Raw genomic sequence first — 17,619 nt, 5'->3', positions numbered from 1 at the left:
GGCGGGCCCGGTGCCGCAACGGGCCCGCCGCCCCCTCCCCCCGTCAAGGAGCAGAACCCGTGTCCGACCCCCAGCGGGTGGCGATCGTGGGCACCGGAGCCCGCGCGCAGATGTACACCCGGGCCCTCGCCGAACGCGACCACACCCGGGTCGTGGCCCTCAGCGACGTCAACCCCACCCGGGCGAGGCTGCACAACCGCATCCTCACCGACGAGCACGGCAGGGCCCCGGCGACGTTCTGGCACCCCGACGACGTGGCGCGGATGCTCGACGCCGAACGCGTCGACACCCTCGTGGTGTGCACCGTGGACGCGCAGCACGCCCGCCACATCCTCACCGGGCTGGAGGCGGGCCGCCGGGTCGTCACCGAGAAACCCATGGTGACCACGGCCGGGCAGGCGCGCCGCGTGCTCGACGCGGCCGACCGCACCGGCGGCGACCTGGCGGTCGCGTTCAACTACCGCTTCAACCCGCTGCACCGGGCGGTGCGCGACCTGCTCGCGGCGGGCGCGATCGGCCGGGTGCTGTCGGTGCACTTCGAATGGCTGCTGGACGTGCGGCACGGCGCCGACTACTTCCGCCGCTGGCACCGCGACCGCGCCAGCAGCGGCGGCCTGGCGGTGCACAAGTCCGGCCACCACTTCGACCTGGTGAACTGGTGGCTCGACGCCGCCCCGGTCACCGTCTACGGCGCGGGCCGGCTGGCGTTCTACGGCGAGCGCAACGGCGTCCGCCACGGCCTGCGCCGCGACTACGCCCGCGCCCACGGCAGCCCCGAGGCCGCCGGCGACCCGTTCGCCCTCCACCTGGACGCCGACCCCGAGCTGCGCGCCCTCTACCTGGACGCCGAACCCGACGACGGCTACGTCCGCGACCGCAACGTCTTCGCCGGCGGCATCTCGATCGAGGACGACATGGCGCTGGTCGTCACCTACGACACCGGCGCGACGATGACCTACCACCTGACCGCCTACGCGCCGTGGGAGGGCTACCGCGTCGCGTTCAACGGCACCGGCGGGCGCCTCGAACTCGACGTCACCGAGAGCGGGTGGGCCGAGCCCGGCGGCGCGCACGCGCACCTGGACGCCGCCTCCCACCGGCTCCGGGTCCGGCCGCTGTGGGAGCCGCCCCGCGACGTCGAGGTCGCGGTCGAGTCCGGCGGCCACGGCGGCGGCGACCGGCGCCTGCTGGCCGCCCTGTTCGATCCGGACGCCCCCGGCCGGGAGACCCTGGCCACCCCCCGCGACGGCGTCAACGCCCTGCTCACCGGACTGGCCGCGAACCGGTCCTTCACCACCGGCATGCCCGTGCCCGTCGCCGACCTGCTGTGATCCGGCGACGGCCCCCACCCCGAGGAGCGCCATGCGCACCGGACTCTCCCTCGCCCTGTCGGCGGTCTGCGCCGCCGGGACGCTGACCGCCCCCTTCACCCTTTCCGCCCCCTCCGCCTCGGCCGCGCCCCACCGCGTTCCGCCGGGCCGCCAGACCCTGCCCGCCGGGGACGGCTGGGCCGCCGCCGAGGGCGGCACCACCGGCGGCGCGGCCGCCACCCGGCAGAACGTCTTCGTCGTCCGGAACCGGAACGAGCTGGCCCGCGCGGTCGCCGGGAACACCCCCAAGATCGTCTACGTGCGGGGCTCGTCCGACGCCAACACCGACGACCAGGGCAGGCGCCTCACCTGCGACGACTACGCGACCGGCGGCTACACCCTGGACGCCTACCTCAAGGCCTACGACCCGGCCACCTGGGGACGCCGGGACCCGGCCGGGCCGCTGGAGGAGGCCCGCGCCGCCTCCCAGGCCCGCCAGGCGGCCCGCGTGCGGATCCCCGTCGGCTCCAACACCACCCTCATCGGCCTCGGCAGGGCGAGGATCACCGGGGCCAACCTGATGCTGAAGAACGTCGACAACGTCATCATCCGCGACCTGGAGCTGAGCGACGCCCGCGACTGCTTCCCCGCCTGGGACCCCACCGACGGCGCCAACGGGGCCTGGAACTCCGAGTACGACCTGGTCACCCTGGCCCGCGCCACGCACGTGTGGCTCGACCACACCACCCTCAACGACCGCGGCAACCCCGACTCCGCCCAGCCCCGGTACTTCGGCGAGCCCTACCAGGTCCACGACGGGCTGTTCGACGTCATCGACGCCAGCGATTACGTGACCGCCTCCTGGAACCGCTTCCACGACCACGACAAGACCTCGCTGGTCGGCAACAGCGACTCCCGGACCACCGACGCGGGCCACCTGCGGGTCACCTTCCACCACAACGCGTTCGTCAACCTCGGCCAGCGGGTGCCGCGCGTGCGGTACGGGCAGGTCGACGTCTACAACAACCACTACGTCCAGACCACGGCCGACGGCTACTCCTACAGCCTGGGCGCGGGGGTGCGGTCGGCGATCGTCGCCGAGCACAACGCGTTCACACTGCCCGCCGGGATCGCTCCCGGCCAGATCGTCAAGAACTGGAAGGGCACCGCCATCCGCACCGCCGGCAACCTCGTCAACGGCGCGCCGGTGGACCTGCGGGCCGCCCACAACGAGGCCCACGACCCCGACCTGTCCGACGAGGTGGGCTGGACGCCGACGCTGCGGCGGACCGTGCACCGCGCGAAGGACGTGCCCCGCGTCGTCGCCTCCCACGCCGGCGCGGGACGCCTCGGCCACAAAGATCTACTTCCTCGGCGCTGATCCGTGGTCCGTGATCGACTCGATCATGGAAAAAGGATTCCGATGGCGAATTCATTACGGTGAGCGTCCCTTGTGTTTCTGAAAAGAATGTTTTGTCTGTTGGGAGGGGGTAGGCGAAGCGGGCCACGACAATCAGCTTCGGAGGAGGCACGGTGAGCGAGTACCCGCATTCGCCGCCCCGGTCCGGCGTTCCCACCGAGCAGTCGGCCGTCTCACCGGCCGACGCGTCGACCGGTGAGACCGCCCGGCGCGAGGCGGCGGCCACCGCCGGACAGGCCGGTCAGGCGGCCCGGCAGGTGACCGAGACCGCCGTCGACCAGGCCAGGACGGTGGCCGCCGAGGGCCGGGACCAGGCCCGCCAGGTGGTCCAGGACGTGCGCGGCCGGGTCGGCGAGGAGATGTCCACCCAGACCCGGCGCGCCTCCCAGGTCCTGCGGCAGTGGTCCGACGACCTGGCCGACATGGCGTCCGACGCCAAGCCCGACTCCCCGGCCCGCCAGGTGGTCCACCAGATCGCCGACGGCGGCCGCCAGGCCGCCGACTACCTGGACGACCACGGGGTCGGCGGGGTGGTCGACGAGCTCCAGAACTTCGCCCGCCGCCGCCCGGGACTGTTCCTGGCCGGGGCGGCCCTGGCCGGGTTCGCCGTGGGCCGGATGGCCAAGGCCGCCAGGGCCCAGGCGACCGGGGGCCCCCGGACCGGCGACGCCGGTGACGCCGAGGGCCGCTCCGCGGCCGGCGCCGCGGGCTGGGAGCCGCCCGCCGCCCCGATGCCGCAGCGGGCTCCCCAGGCGCCCCAGCAGGTGCCGCCCACGCCGCCGGTGCCACCACCGCCGGTGCCGCCCACGCCCCCGCCCGCTCCGCCGCCCACCGCGGCGCCGCCGCCCTCCACGTTCGGGACGCCGGCCCCCGGCCCCGGTCCCGGGCAGCCGGGCGCGACGCCCCCGCCGTCCGGCTACCCCACGCGGCCCGCGCCCTCCACGCCCGAGGCCGACACCGGGCGCGAGCCTCCCTACGGCGAGGTGAGGTGAGATGACCGATCCGTACCCCGCCGGGCCGCCGCCCGGCCAGCCGACACCGGCCACCGGCGCGCCGCGGCAGGAGGAGCCCTCGCTCGGGCAGCTGCTGGGAGCGGTGACGGCGGACCTGCAGAAGCTGTTCCGCCAGGAGCTCGAACTGGCCAAGGTCGAGATGCGCACCGAGGCGGTCAAGACCGGAAAGGCCGCCGGAATGCTGGGCGGGGCCGGGTTCGCCGCCTACATGGTGCTGCTGTTCGGCTCGCTCGCGCTCGTCTACGGCCTGGCCAACGTGATGGACACCGGCTGGGCGGCGCTGCTGGTCACCGTCGTCTGGGCGGTGGTCGCGGCGGTGCTGTACGTCCTGGGCCGGTCCCGGATGCGCGAGGTGTCGCCCAAGCCCGAACAGACCATCGAGACGCTGAAGGAGGACGCGCAGTGGGCACGTCACCCGACGAGATAAGAAGCGAGATCGAGCGCACCCGCGCCGAGCTGGCCAGCGACGTCGACCGGCTGGCCGACCACACCAGTCCCCGCCGGATCGTCCGGCGCCGCACCACGCGGGTCCGCCACGGCCTGCGGGGAGTGAAGGAGCAGATCATGGGCACGCCCGCCCGGACCGGGCACGCGGTCGGCCAGGCCGCCTCGTCGGCCAGGGACACCGCCGCCGACGCGGCGGGCAGCGCCGTCGAGACCACCAGGGGCGCCGCGGAGCAGGCGGCCGGCACCGCCCGGGACGTCGCCGCCCAGTCGGCGGAGGCCGTGCGCGAGGCCCCGCGGCAGGCGATGCGGCAGACCGAGGGCAACCCCCTGGCCGCCGGGCTGATCGCCTTCGGCGCGGGGCTGCTGGTGGCGTCGCTGCTGCCGACCAGCGACGCCGAACGGCAGGCGGCCCGCGAGGTCGGGGAGCGCACCGACGGGATCCCCGAACCGGTCAAGGAGTCGGTCCGGGAGTCGGCCCAGAACGTGGCCGGCCAGGCCAGGGAGTCGGCGTCGACGGCCGCCGACCAGGTCAAGCAGACCGCGACCGAGGCGGCGCAGACCACGGCGCAGCACACCCGCGAGCAGGGCCACCAGGTGGCCGACCAGGCCCGCCAGTCCGGCTCCACCGTGGCGGACCAGGCCCGGGACCGTCCCCAGGACCGGTGACGGGCCCGGCTAGCGGGGTTCCAGGTCGGCGACCAGCAGCGTGAACGGGCGCAGCAGCGGCCGCAGGGGGCCGGGGACCAGATGGCCGTCGGTGGCCATGTCGGTGACGCGGGGCGCGGCGATCAGGTGGCGGCGCCCCGCGCGCTCGACGCCGCCCCGGCCCTCGTGCAGCAGGTTGCGGACCCAGTCGGCGCGCGTGCCGTGGCCGAGGGGGACCACGAGCCGGCCGCCGTGGACCAGGGCGGTGACCGGCGTGCGGTACTCGCGGCCGGTCCTCCGGCCCCGGTGCACGATCACCGCGAGGGGCGGCGGCAGCGGCGCCCGCGCCGCCATGACGGGGCCCATCAGGCGCCTGCTCACGTGCGCCGAGCGGCGCGGGAAGCGCGCGTCGCTGTCGTCGTCGTGTCGCAGCCAGCGCAGCGGGCCGCGCCGCCACGCGCCCGGCTCGGGGTCCACCCCGGCGGTGTTGAACAGCATCGCCAGCATCTCGTAGTGCCCGACGAGCAGGCAGAGGCCGACCAGCTGCCGGTCGTCGAGGAACGCCGTCAGCCGGTCCCAGGTGGGGTCGGAGACGGTGCGGTCGGCGTGCAGCTCGTCGGCGGCGGTGAGCAGCGCGGCCTGGCGTTCGTTCCATCCCGGGGCCGACGGGCCCGCGGCGACGCGCTCCAGCGTCGCCGCGGACAGCCCGCCGAGCCGCGACAGGTAGGCGTGGTGGAGGAACTCGTAGCGGGCGGCGCAGTTCCACGCGGTCCGCAACGTCACCAGCTCGGCGTCGGCGCGCGGCAGCCGCCCCCGCACGACGAGCCGGCCGGCGAAGCGCAGGTAGGCGCGCAGCAGCGCCCGGTCCCGCCCGATCACCTGGACCAGGCGCATCCCGTCGGTGCCCATGGCCCACCCGGCGGCCCGGTCGAGCATCCGGTTGACCCGGCCCAGCTCGGCGGGGCCGCCGGGCGCGACGCGCGGCGGGGAGCCGCGCCAGTGCGGCGAGCCCATGAGGCGGTCGATGGCGTTGCCGGTCACGGGGCGCTCCGGTAGGGGGTGAAGGTCAGGGTGAGGGAGCGGGGCCCGGCGGTCAGCCGGTGCTCCGGGAGCACGCCGGGGCCGCAGGACGCCGAGCCCAGCCCGTGGTGGGCGGCGTCCAGGTGCAGGTACACGCGGTCGTGGGGGCGCAGCTCGTGGGTGTGGCGGGCGGCGTCGAGGTCCTCGGTCGTCCAGCGGCGGGCCGTCAGCTCGAACGCGGGCGCGCCGTCGATCCGCAGCCCGGTGCCGTCGGGCGCGGTGAGCCGGGCCCAGCGGACGCCGGTGCGGTTGCCGTTCTCCTGCGGGCGGACGTAGGGCGTCTGCAGCTCGTCCACCGTCGCGGCGAACCGCCCCACCCGGGCCGCCCGGCACATGTCCGGGTACGCCTCCCCGGGACCGCCCCCGTACCACTCGACGTGGGACAGGGCGGCGGGGACGGCGGTGCGGACGCCCAGCCGGGGAAGGGGGCAGTCCCAGTCGCCGACCGGTTCGGCGCGGACCTCCAGGACGAGGCCGTCGCCGTCGCCCCACCAGCGGAAGTCGGCGAGGACGGCCAGGTCCGTCGCGGCGGGCGCGACGCGGGTGCGCACCAGCAGGGCGTCGTCCTCGACGGCCACGTCGACCAGCCGGTGCCGGAGCCGGTGCAGGCCGAGCCGCCGCCAGAGCGCCTCGTCGGGGGTGCCGCGCCCGTGCAGGCCGTGGTCGTTGTCGGTCGGGGCGCGCCACAGGTCCAGGCGCGGGGCGTCGACCGGCAGCCCGCCCAGGCGCAGGAGGCGCCCGGTGCGTTCCTCGAAGACCGCCGGGCCGACGCGCAGCAGGCCGTCCTTCCCGGTCACGGGGCCGGGGCGGCGCGCGGGCGGCGGGGGAGCGGGGGACAGGAGGCCCTGGCCCCAGGCGACCTCGTGTCCCGCGTCGGCCCACGGCAGGTCCGCCGCGAGGACGGCGCGGACGGTCAGCCACGTCTCCGCCTTCCCGGCGGGGACCTCGGGCGGCGCGACCTCGGCCCGCTCGCCCGGGGCGAGGACGGGGACGTCCAGCCGTCCCCCGGCGACCGCGACGCCCTCCTCCTCGACGCTCCACCGGAACTCCAGATGCCCGGTGCCGGCGAAGTCGTGGCCGTTGACGATCTCTATGCGGCCGTCCGCGACCCCGATCCGCACCGGCTCGACGACCTTCTTGTACTCGGCCAGGCCCGGGGAGGGGACGCGGTCGGGGAACAGCAGGCCGTCGGCCACGAAGTTGCCGTCGTGCAGCGGCTCGCCGAAGTCGCCGCCGTAGGCGAACCACTCGGTGCCGTCGGGTCCGGTCCGCCGGATCCCGTGGTCGATCCACTCCCACACGAAGCCGCCCTGGCAGCGCTCGTGGGCCTCGAACAGCCGCTGGTACTCGGTGAGCCCGCCCGGCCCGGCGCCCATCGCGTGCGCGTACTCGCACAGCACGAACGGCAGCGTCCGGCGGCGCGCGCCGCCGCCGTCGGTGCTGTCGGCGCCGCCGTCCTCGTCGGCGCGGCGGCCGATCAGGTCCACCTCCTCGTGCGAGGCGTACATCCGCGAGTGGACGTCGACGTAGGAGCAGGCGCGGTCGCCCTCGTAGTGGACGGGACGGCCGGGGTCGCGCTCGCGGGTCCACGCGGCCATGGCGGCGAGGTTGCCGCCGGTGCCCGCCTCGTTGCCGAGCGACCACATCACGACCGACGGGTGGTTCTTGTCGCGTTCCACCATGCGGCGCATCCGGTCCAGGAAGGCGTCCCGCCAGCGCGGGTCGTCGGAGGGGTTGCCCCGCCAGCCGACGCGCTGGAACCCGTGGGTCTCCAGGTCGCACTCGTCGACCACCCACAGGCCGAGCTCGTCGCACAGGTCCAGGAACGCCGGGTGCGGCGGGTAGTGGCTGGTGCGGACGGCGTTGACGTTGTGCCGCTTCATCAGCAGCAGGTCCCGCCGCATGGTCTCGGGCGGGACGGCGCGGCCGTGGTCGGGGTGCCACTCGTGCCGGTTGACGCCCCGGAACAGGACGCGGCGGCCGTTCACCTTCAGCACGCCGTCCTCCACGGCCACCGTCCGGAACCCGATCCGCACCGGGACCCGCTCGCCCTCGGCGGACAGCACTCCCTCGTACAGCCGGGGCGTCTCGGCGGACCACGGCTCGACGCGCGGCAGGACGTGCTCCTCGTCGGCGGGGACGTCGGCCAGCCCGAGTTCGGGAACGGTGAGCCGCACCCCGTCCCCGGTCTCCACCCGCAGCGTGCCCGCGCCGGTGCGGTGGTCGTAGCCGGCGTGGACGAAGAAGTCGGCGATCCCGTCCGCGGGGCGGGCGAGCAGCGTCACCGAACGGAAGATCCCCGACAGCCACCACATGTCCTGGTCCTCCAGGTAGCTGCCGGGCGACCACTGGTGGACGCGCACGGCCAGCACGTTGCGGCCCGGCCGCAGCACCCCGCCGACCTCGAACTCCGCCGGGAGCCTGCTGCCGGTGGACCAGCCCAGCGGCCGGCCGTTCAGCCAGACGGCGAAGCAGGAGTCCACGCCCTCGAACCGCAGCACCGCCGGGCCCTCGGGCCAGCCGTTCGGGAGCGTGAACTCCCGGCGGTACTCGCCCGTCGGGTTCTCGTCCGGCACGTGCGGCGGATCCAGCGGGAACGGGTAGCGGACGTTGGTGTAGGCGGGCGCGCCGTGGCCGTGCATCTGCCAGTGCGCCGGAACGGGCAGCTCGCCCCACCCCCGGTCGTCGAAGTCGTCGGTCTCGAACCCCGGTGTCACCTCGGCGGCCGACCCCGCCAGCCGGAACCGCCACACCCCGTCGAGCCCCAGCGCGGGGGCGTCGGAGGCGAAGAACGCCCGGGGTCGCAGCCGCCCGGCTCCGGGCGCGAACTCCGTCAGGTATGACACGCGGGACCTCCCACTCCGAGGATCTGCACCGATTCGCGCGCCTCATACCCACGTCAGGGGGAGGGGAACGGAAAACGGGCCCGTCCGGTGCGACATCTCTCCACGTCCGGAGCCCGGCGCCCGGGGAACGCGTCACCGGACGAACTCCTGTTTATACGTATCAACCTAGTTCAGGCTATTATCTGGCGACTCGGGGTAGGGGCGTTCCAGGGAGCGCGAACCGTGAAGGAGCCGCCGTCATGACCGATCAGGTGACCGTCGCCACCACGCGGGGCCGGGTCCTCGGGGAACGCCGGGGCGGCTCGGTCCGCTTCCTCGGGATCCCCTACGCCGAGGCGCCCGTCGGCGACCTGCGCTTCGCCGCGCCCGTCCCGGCCGAGCCGTGGGAGGGCGTCCGCGCGGCCCTCGCCTACGGCCCCACCGCCCAGCGCCGCGCCCTCGCCGAGGTCACCGTCATCCCCGAGCCGACGATCCCCGGCGCGGAGACCCTGAACCTCAACGTCTTCACCCCCGACCCGTCCCCGGACGCCGGGCTGCCGGTGCTGGTGTGGATCCACGGCGGCGGCTTCATGGCGGGCTGCTCGGCGAGCCCCTGGTACGACGGCCGGGCGTTCAACCGCGACGGCGTCGTGCTGGTCTCCGTCGGCTACCGGCTGGGCGTCGAGGGGTTCCTGCACGTGGAGGGCGCCCCCGACAACCGCGGCGTGCTCGACTGGATCGCCGCCCTGGAGTGGGTCCGGGACAACGTCGCGGGCTTCGGCGGCGACCCGGCCAAGGTCACCATCGCCGGGCAGTCCGCCGGGGGCGGCGCGGTGCAGACGCTGATGGCCACCCCGTCCGCGCACGGCCTGTTCCGCGCCGCGCTCTCGGTGTCCGGCGCCGTCATGGCCCCGCAGACCCGCGCCGACGGCCTGGCCGTCGCCGCGCGCTTCACCGAGCGCACCGGCGTCCCCGCCACCGTCGCCGAGCTGCGCGACCGGAGCGACGACGAGCTGCTGGACCTCATGGACAAGCTCACCGGGCCCGGCCCCGGCGAGCCCCCGTCGGTCGCGCTGCGCCTGGCCCCGTTCGCCGACGGCGAGCTGGTCCCGGCGCCGGTGCCCGAGGCGTTCGCGGACGGCACCGCCGCCGACGTGCCGCTGATGCTGGGCTTCACCCGCGACGAGTTCACGTCGTTCCTGGAGCTGGCCGCCGCCGACCTCCCGGCCGAGGCGCTGCCCTCGGCGCTGCGGCACACGGGCGTCCCGGCCGGGGTGGTCGACGGCTACCTCGCGCTGCACCGCGGGGACTCCCCGGGGCGGATCGTCGGCGGGTCGGTCACCGACGTGCTGTTCCGCGTCCCGGCGCTGGCCATCGCCGAGGCCCGCGCCCGGCGGTCGCTGCCGACCTGGTTCTACGAGTTCGGCTGGACCGCGCCGCCGAGCGTGCCGGTGGGCGGCGGGCGGGCCGGGCACTGCCTGGACCTGCCGTTCGCGTTCGACCTGCTGGACGCCGAGGGCGTCACCGCCGTGGCGGGCGAGGCCCCGCCCCAGGGCCTGGCCGACGCGATGCACGCCGCGTGGGTGGCGTTCGTCCGCGACCTGGACCCCGGCGACCGGTGGCCGCGCTACACGGCGGAGGACCGCCGGACCATGGTCTGGGACGCCGAGCCGCGGGTGCGGCCCGACCCGCTGCGCCCCGAACGCGAACTCTGGCTCGGCTGAGCCCCGGTCAGGGGGACACGGGCGGGACGAGGCGGGGCGCCCGGTCCTCGATCGCCTGGGCCGCGTCCAGGAGCAGGTCCTCCATGAACCGCCCGCCGACCAGCTGGACGCCGACCGGCAGCCCGTCGGCCACCCCCACCGGCACCGCGACGCCCGGGAAGCCGAGGACCGGCAGGCAGGTCATCGGCCACTGCGCGGCGACCAGGCCCCGGCCGCGCGCCGGGTCCAGGATGTCGGCGTCCTGCTCGAAGGGCGGTTCGGCCGAGACCGGGGTCAGCAGGATCCGGTCCCGGCCCAGCGTCTCCTGGAGCCGCGTGATCAGCGTGGCGCGGCGGGCCCAGCCCTGGATGTAGGTCTCCAGGGACGGCCGCTCGCCCCACAGCTCCGCGGCGTACTCGTAGGCGTAGCCCAGGTGGACGCGCAGGCCCTCGTCGCCCATCTCCCGCATGCCGGGCAGCATCGGGCGCATGTCCTCGAACAGCAGCAGCGACCACAGCCGGGACGCCTCGGCCAGCGGCGGCAGCTCGATCTCCTCGACCTCGTACCCGGCGTCGGCCAGCCACCGGGCCGCGGTGTCGAGCGCGTCGCCGACGGCGGGGTGCGGCTTGGCGAGGCCCACGTCGCGGACGAGGGACACGCGGACCGGACCCGTCGCCGCCGCCGGGCCGGGCAGCGCGGGGACGCCGAACGGGTCGCGCAGGTCCGGGCCCGCCATGGCGCGCAGCGCCGTGCGCGCGTCGGCGACGTTCCCGGCGATCGGGCCCTGCACCGACCACGCCTGGAACGTCAGCGGCCCCTCGACGCCGCTGTCGGCGGGGGACATCCAGTTGGAGACCAGCCCGACGGTGGGCCGGACGCCGACCACGCCGCAGCATCCGGCGGGGTAGCGGATCGAGCCGCCGATGTCGTTGCCCTGCGCCACCGGGGTCATCCCGGCGGCGACGGAGCTGGCCGCGCCGCCGCTGGAGCCGCCCGGGGTGTGGGCGGCGCTCCACGGGTTGAGGGTCCGGCCGTGGGCGTCGTTGGTGGAGAACCAGCGCACCGAGAACGCCGGGGAGTTGCTGCGGCCGACCAGGACCGCGCCGGCGCGGCGCAGCGCGGTCACGCTGGCGTCGTCCTCCTTCGCCGTCGCCCCGGCCAGCGCCGCCAGGCCGTGGCTCATCAGCCGGCCCCGCTGCGGCGTGTTGATCTTGGTGGAGACCGGGACGCCGTGCAGCGGGCCGGTCCCGGCGCCGCCGGCGACCGCCGCGTCGGCGCGGCGCGCGTCGGCCAGGACCTCCTCGGGTCGGACGTCGACCAGCGCGTTCAGGACGGGGTTGACCCCGGCGATCCTGCCCAGGCAGGATTCCGCGACCTCGACGGCGGAGAACTCCCGGGTACGGATGCCCTCGGCGAGCCGGGTCGCGGGGAGTTGCCACAGTTCCATGCCTGCTCCTAGGCGCTCATGGGGAGGGGCGCGGGCCGTGCGGGCCGCGATGCCGGGAGAGTACGTCATGTAACGCTGATGTACAACGGTGTTGTATATCCGGTCGGCTCCCGTTAGCCTGCCGCCATGCCAGTGGAAATCGACGTCAACGAGCGCCTGGCGGCCATCGCCGAGGCCACCCTGGACATCGTCGCGGCGCAGGGCATGGACGGGGTGAGCATCCGGGCGGTCGCCAAGCGGATCGGCGGGTCCACCACCCTCGTCACCAACTACCTGCCCACCCGTGAGGACCTGTTGCGCAACGCCGTCGAGCACGCGATCCGGGCCTGGGGCGAGGAGATGGACCAGGCCGTCGGCGGGACCGGCGACCCCGAGCGCCTGCTGGCCGTCGTGCGCTGGGCGTGCACGACCACCGGCAACGACCTGGTGCTGCGCCGCCTGTTCCTGGAGATCCTCGGCCGTTCCGGGCCGGGCTCGGCGGCGCTCGGGGTCCTGCGGGACGACGCCCGGCAGGGCCGGGCGGAGATGGCGTCGGCCGCCCGCGACGCCGGTGCCGCCGACGCCGACTTCACCGCCGACGTCCTGCTGCTGGTCCTGCGCGGCTTCTACGTCGCCAGCCTGGAGGACCCCGAGCGGTGGGACGGCGAACGGATGCTCCCCCTCGTCGAGCGGCTGGTCGGCATGCTGACCGCCGCGCCCGGAAAGAAATGAGGTGTCATGAATGGACCTTGACGAGTACGCGTCCCGCGACGGCGTGGCCCTGGCGGGCCTGCTGAAGGAGGGCGCGGTCACCCCGAACGAGGTCGCCGGGCTCGCCCGGCGGGCCGTCGAACGGGTCGACCCCCACCTGAACGCCCTGTCCCAGCCGCTGTTCGACGCCCCGCTGGCCCACGACGCGCGCGGGCCGTTCGCCGGCGTGCCGTTCCTGCTCAAGGACAGCCACCCGGTCGCGAAGGGCGTGCGGTTCTCGGTCGGCTCCCGCTACTTCGCCGACGCGGTCGCCGACCACGACGCCGAGATCACCGAGCGGTTCCGGGCGGCGGGCTTCGCCGCGCTCGGCGTGACGACCGTCCCGGAGATGGCGATCAGCTTCGCCACCGAGTCGGTGCGCTACGGCACCACCAACAACCCCTGGGACCCCGCGCGCGGGGTCGGCGGCTCCAGCGGAGGCGCGGCGGCGCTGGTGGCGGCGGGCGCGGTCCCGGTCGCGCACGGCAACGACGGCGCCGGGTCGATCCGGATCCCGGCCGCGTGCTGCGGGGTCGTCGGCCTCAAGCCGACGCGCGGGCGCACCCCCGTGGGCCCCGGCCCGTCGGAGGCGATGTTCGGGCTGGCGATCGACTTCGTGCTGGCCCGGACGCTGCGGGACGTCGCGCACACGCTGGACGCGGTGCAGGGCGCGGGCCGCCACGACAAGCACCGCGTCGCGGCCGGGCCCGTCCCCTACCGGGAGCTGCCGGCGCGGGACGCGCCCCGGCTGCGCGTCGCCGTCACCACGGCGCCCTGGAACGGCGCCCCCGTGGACCCGGAGGTCGCGGCCGTCGTCGACCGGGTCGCCGGGATCCTGGACGGGCTCGGCCACGACGTCGGGGCGCCGCCGCCCGCCGTCGACCCCGAGGAGGTCCTGGAGGCGTACGCCGCGCTCACCACCCTCGGCCTCGCGGGCGGCTTCGGCGAGGACGAGAAGGTCGGCCACGACCGCCTCGAACACGTGACGCTCGCGATCCTGGAGGAGGCCCGCACCCTCAACGCCTACCGCGCCGCCCGCGGGTTCCAGGCGGCCGACCGGGTGGCCGCCGGACTGCGCGACCACTTCACCGGCGTGGACCTGCTGGTGACGCCCACCCTCGCCCGGCCGCCCGCGCCGCACGGCACGCTCGACTACGACCGGCCCGGCCACACCGCCCGCTCGTGGCTGGCGTCGATCTTCGAGTACGGGCCGTTCACCGCGCCGTTCAACCTCGGCGGGCAGCCCGCGATCAGCCTCCCCCTCGGGCAGGGCGCGACCGGCCTGCCGATCGGCGTCCAGCTCGTGGCCGCCGAGGGCCGCGAGGACCTGCTGCTCCAGGTCGCGGCGGACCTGGAGGAGCACCTCCCGTGGGCCGCCCGCCGGCCGGCGGTGCACGCCGCCTCCCTACCCTGACGCCCCGTCCGCCGAAGGACCTTCCCCGAGGGAGGTGAGCATCCGCATCGCCTGCTCCTTCACCCCGGCCCGCCGCGACGCGGGGAACGGCAGCGCCGCCAGCGTGGAGTTGCCGAACGCCAGGCAGAGCAGCGAGTAGGCCGACCGCAGGCTCTCCGCCGGGTCGCATCCGGGGGCCGCCTCGCGGATCGCCGTGGCGACCTCCCGCTCCAGGCGGCTGTAGCTGTCGAAGATCCGGCCGCGCAGCCGCACGTCGTGCATCGCCCCGGTGATGAGCGCCTCGATGACCAGATCGTCCTCGTTGTGCTCCATCTGGGGCCCGAACAGGTAGTCCACCAGCGCGCGCAGCCGCTCCCGCGGCTCCCGGCCCGCCATGGCCTCCCGCATCGTCGCGAAGTACGGCGTGATGACGTGGTCCCACAGGGCGTCGATGAGGTCGTCGCGGTTGCCGACGTAGTGCCGGACGTGCGAACGGCTCATCCCGGCCATGCCGGCGATCCGCTCCTGCGTGCTCCCGGCCAGCCCGTACCGGGCGACCGACCGGGCCGCCGCCCGGAGGATCTGCGCCCGCCGCTCCTCGACCAGGCTCGGTCTGCCCACCCGTTCCCTCACCCCAATTGTTCTGCGAAGTAGACAATCAACGCCGCCTCCAGCCTAGCGGCGCGATCCGGAGGAGCTTCGAGGATGCCGCCGCACCCGACACCGCCACAACCCGCCCCTGCGGGACCGCCGGGAAAACAGGGCCGCCGACCCCGCGCCGCCCTCCCGGCGGGACCGCGGACACCGGCCGCCACCGGCCGATGTTCACCTCCCGGCCATTTTGTTTTGCACTATTGACAATCAATCGGTGACCCGCGACGCTAGCGGCACGACCCGGACCCCGGGGCCCGCCCACCTCCACCGCGCGGACGCGACGAGGTGACCCGCCCCCACTCCCGCCGCCGACCGCGGACCGGCGGGACCGGCCGCGGCCGGGCCCGGCACCCGCACCGCCCGGCCCGCGCCCCGGCACCGTCCCCGCATCCCAGCACCGCGAAGGACCTTCCATGACCCGTCGTCCCCGTACGGCCGCGCTCGCCGCGGCCCTGCTCGGATCCACCGTCCTGACCGCCTGTAGCGGCGGCGGCCCGGCCGCCGGGCAGCCGAACGCCCCCACGATCACCACCGCCGTCCCGGCCCCGGCCAGGGACGTCGACACCGTCACCTGGAACCTCGCCAGCGGCGAGCCCACGACCCTGGACCCCGCCCAGTCCGCCCTGGAGTCCGTCAGCACGGTCGTCGCCAACCTGTGCGAGGGCCTGTTCACCTTCGGCCCCGACTACCAGCGCTGGCCCGCGCTGGCCACCTCCGTCGACCACCCCGACCCGCTCACCTACGTGATCCACCTGCGCGAGGGCGCGACGTTCTGGGACGGCAGACCGGTCACTCCCGAGGACGTCGTCTACAGCGTCCGGCGGATCCTCGATCCCGGGCTGGGCTCGCCGTGGATCGGCTGGGCCGCCAACCTGCGCGGCATCGAGCCCACCGGCGACGACAGGGTCACGACCCGGCTGAAGAAGCCGGACGCGCTGGTCCCGAACTTCTTCGCCCTGCCCGCCTTCACCGTCGTGCAGAAGGCGTTCGCCGAGAAGGCGGGCAAGGACTTCGGAACGGCGAAGGGCGGCGTCATGTGCACCGGCCCCTACCGGGTCGCGGGCTGGACCCAGGGCCGCGAGATCACCGTGACCCGCAACGACACCTGGTGGAACACCGCCGCCAGGCCGAGGGTGAAGAGCCTGAGGTTCACCTTCATCGCCGATCCGGCCGCCCAGTCGGCGGCGCTGAACAGCGGGGACGTGGACGGCCAGTTCAACGTCCCGCGCGCCGCCCACGCCCAGCTCGCCGGCCGGGGCAACCTGCTGTTCGGCCGCAGCCTCGCCCCCACGTTCCTGGCGGTCGTCGACTCCGGGGGCGCCCTGTCGGACCCCGCCACCCGGCAGGCGATCCAGGCGGTCATCGACTACAAGGGCGTCATCCGCTCGGTCTACCGGGGCACCGCGCAGCCGCTGCGCGCGCTCGTCCCTCCGGCGGCGTGGGGCTACGCCAGGGACGTCTACCAGAGCGAGTACGACAGGCTGCCCGAGCCGGCCCAGGACCTGGCCAGGGCCAAGGAGCTCGTCGGCCGGTCGGCGAAGGCCAGGGAGAAGATCGTTCTGGCGTACACCACGGCGATCGAGGAGGAGACCCGCACCGCCACCGCGATCGCCGACGCCGCCGCCAAGATCGGCATGCGCGTCGAGCTGAAGCCGATGACCGGCGAGCAGTTCGCGGCCGTGTTCGGTTCGCCGAAGGGCCGCGAGGGCATCGACCTGCTCCTGTCGACCGGCTACCTGGACTCTCCCGAGCCGCTGTCGTACTACCAGTTCTTCACGACCGGCAACTTCTACAACTTCGCCGGATACCGCGACAAGGAGTACGACACCGTCATCGCCACCGCGATCGGCACCGAGGACCCCGCCGCCCGCGCCCGCCTCGTGGTGAGGGCGCAGTCGATCCTGGCCCGGGACCTGGTCACCATCCCGATCGCCACGCAGTACGTGAACGTCTACTACGGGCCGGAACTGGCGGGCGTCGTGCCGCGCCAGAACTACCTGTACACCCCGTGGGCCGCCTCCCTCGGCGGCAAGTGATGAAGGCGCGCACCCTCTCCGCCTGGGCGGCGCGGCGCGCGCTGGGCGCGGCCCTCACCGTGCTGGTCGCCACGGTCGTCGTCTACGGCGCGCTGCGGCTCGTCCCCGGCGACCCCGTGGTGGCGCTGTCGGCGGGCCGCCGCCTCACCCCCGAGCAGATCGAGGCGCTGCGCCACCGCCACGGCCTCGACCGGGGGTTCCTCCAGGGCTACCTGTCGTGGATCGGCGGCGTGCTGCGGCTGGACCTCGGCACCTCGCTGAACTACCAGACCAGCGTCATGTCGCTGATCACCGGCCGGCTGGGCGTGTCCGGCCTGCTCATCCTGTACTCGGCGGCGCTGGCGGCCGCGCTCGGCACGGCCGTGGCGCTGGTGTCGGCGGTCCGGGGCGGCGCGGCCGACCGGATCGCGTCCGTCCTGGCCGCCGCCGCGACCGCCACCCCCACGTTCGTGGCGTCGATCGCGCTGCTGGCGCTCTTCTCGATCGGCCTCGGCTGGTTCCCCGCCACCGGCGCGGGCACCGGCCCGGCCGACCGGCTGTGGCACCTGACGCTGCCCGCCGTCGCCATGGCGATCGCCGCGTTCGGCGTCCTGGCGCGGGTCGGGAACGCGGCGTTCGCCGAGCAGCTGGGGCGCGAGCACGTGGCGGCGGCCCGCAGCCGGGGCGTCGGCACGGCGGCGGTGATCCGCCGGCACGTGGTGCGCAACGCGCTGGCCCCGCTGCTGACGGTCGTCGGCGTGCTGGTGGCGAGCCTGTTCGTCGGCACCGCCGTCGTGGAGACCGCGTTCGGCCTGGACGGCGTCGGCTCGCTGCTGGTCACCTCGGTGTCGCGGCGGGACTTCCCGGTCGTGCAGGGCATCGCCCTGATCGGGGTCGTCCTGTTCGTCGCCGTCAACACGCTGGTGGACCTGGTGCTG

The 17,619-nt window shown here is 75.2% G+C and carries 13 protein-coding genes and 1 pseudogene; 10 read left to right on the top strand and 4 right to left on the bottom strand.

Annotation, left to right across the window (positions count from 1 at the left end):
• The first annotated feature begins 59 nt into the window (after positions 1–59).
• From HNR61_RS43870 to HNR61_RS49715, 5 genes are all read left to right on the top strand, one after another.
• On the top strand, positions 60–1,331 hold the full coding sequence (locus HNR61_RS43870; protein ID WP_312898385.1) for a Gfo/Idh/MocA family oxidoreductase: 1,272 nt from the start codon (positions 60–62) through the stop codon (positions 1,329–1,331).
• Positions 1,332–1,362: 31 nt separating this feature from the next.
• Entirely contained in the window at positions 1,363–2,691 is a 1,329-nt protein-coding gene (locus tag HNR61_RS43865) for a pectate lyase family protein (protein WP_182849068.1), read from the top strand.
• 152 nt (positions 2,692–2,843) lie between these two features.
• Positions 2,844–3,722, top strand: a complete 879-nt coding sequence (locus HNR61_RS43860) for a hypothetical protein (protein WP_182849067.1) — start codon at positions 2,844–2,846, stop codon at positions 3,720–3,722.
• 1 nt (position 3,723) lies between these two features.
• Positions 3,724–4,170 carry a phage holin family protein gene (locus HNR61_RS43855; protein WP_182849066.1) on the top strand — a complete coding sequence of 149 codons (447 nt, stop codon included), beginning with the start codon at positions 3,724–3,726 and terminating at the stop codon, positions 4,168–4,170.
• A complete protein-coding gene (locus HNR61_RS49715; protein WP_182849065.1) occupies positions 4,146–4,856 on the top strand; it encodes a DUF3618 domain-containing protein in 711 nt (236 codons plus the stop codon). The genes HNR61_RS43855 and HNR61_RS49715 overlap by 25 nt, the downstream gene beginning before the upstream one ends.
• Before the next feature lie 9 nt (positions 4,857–4,865).
• Here the strand turns inward: HNR61_RS49715 and HNR61_RS50340 are convergent, their stop codons facing one another.
• Positions 4,866–5,876, bottom strand: a complete 1,011-nt coding sequence (locus HNR61_RS50340; RefSeq protein WP_182849064.1) for a nitroreductase family deazaflavin-dependent oxidoreductase — start codon at positions 5,874–5,876, stop codon at positions 4,866–4,868.
• The gene (locus HNR61_RS43840) at positions 5,873–8,761 is read right to left on the bottom strand and encodes a glycoside hydrolase family 2 TIM barrel-domain containing protein (protein ID WP_182849063.1); all 2,889 of its coding nucleotides are present in this window, start codon (positions 8,759–8,761) and stop codon (positions 5,873–5,875) included. The genes HNR61_RS50340 and HNR61_RS43840 overlap by 4 nt, the downstream gene beginning before the upstream one ends.
• A 239-nt stretch (positions 8,762–9,000) precedes the next feature.
• Here HNR61_RS43840 and HNR61_RS43835 point away from each other — a divergent pair, with 239 nt between their 5' ends.
• On the top strand, positions 9,001–10,464 hold the full coding sequence (locus HNR61_RS43835) for a carboxylesterase/lipase family protein (protein ID WP_182849062.1): 1,464 nt from the start codon (positions 9,001–9,003) through the stop codon (positions 10,462–10,464).
• A gap of 7 nt (positions 10,465–10,471) precedes the next feature.
• Here the strand turns inward: HNR61_RS43835 and HNR61_RS43830 are convergent, their stop codons facing one another.
• On the bottom strand, positions 10,472–11,890 hold the full coding sequence (locus tag HNR61_RS43830) for an amidase (protein ID WP_182849061.1): 1,419 nt from the start codon (positions 11,888–11,890) through the stop codon (positions 10,472–10,474).
• Between the two features lie 126 nt (positions 11,891–12,016).
• Here HNR61_RS43830 and HNR61_RS43825 point away from each other — a divergent pair, with 126 nt between their 5' ends.
• On the top strand, positions 12,017–12,601 hold the full coding sequence (locus tag HNR61_RS43825; RefSeq protein WP_182849060.1) for a TetR/AcrR family transcriptional regulator: 585 nt from the start codon (positions 12,017–12,019) through the stop codon (positions 12,599–12,601).
• A 10-nt stretch (positions 12,602–12,611) separates the two neighbouring features.
• Positions 12,612–14,033: an amidase gene (locus HNR61_RS43820; protein ID WP_182849059.1), complete on the top strand. Its 1,422-nt coding sequence runs from the start codon at positions 12,612–12,614 to the stop codon at positions 14,031–14,033.
• Here the strand turns inward: HNR61_RS43820 and HNR61_RS43815 are convergent.
• Positions 14,025–14,633 (bottom strand): TetR/AcrR family transcriptional regulator, encoded by a 609-nt coding sequence (locus HNR61_RS43815; protein ID WP_182849058.1) that lies wholly within the window; start codon positions 14,631–14,633, stop codon positions 14,025–14,027. The two genes, HNR61_RS43820 and HNR61_RS43815, sit on opposite strands and share 9 nt — an antisense overlap.
• Positions 14,634–15,079: 446 nt before the next feature.
• On the opposite strand from HNR61_RS43815, the gene HNR61_RS43810 reads away from it, so the two are divergent.
• Together HNR61_RS43810 and HNR61_RS50620 are read left to right on the top strand one after the other, a co-directional pair.
• Positions 15,080–16,702, top strand: coding sequence for an ABC transporter substrate-binding protein (locus HNR61_RS43810; RefSeq protein WP_182849057.1), 1,623 nt, complete (start codon positions 15,080–15,082; stop codon positions 16,700–16,702).
• Positions 16,702–17,583, top strand: a pseudogene (locus HNR61_RS50620) (ABC transporter permease); the annotation flags it as partial. The gene HNR61_RS43810 and the pseudogene HNR61_RS50620, both read left to right, overlap by 1 nt.
• Between the last annotated feature and the right edge of the window lie 36 nt (positions 17,584–17,619).

The organism is Actinomadura kijaniata, from assembly GCF_014138665.1.
In the GTDB taxonomy this organism is placed as follows: domain Bacteria; phylum Actinomycetota; class Actinomycetes; order Streptosporangiales; family Streptosporangiaceae; genus Spirillospora; species Spirillospora kijaniata.
This window is presented reverse-complemented; position numbering and strand designations above follow the sequence as displayed.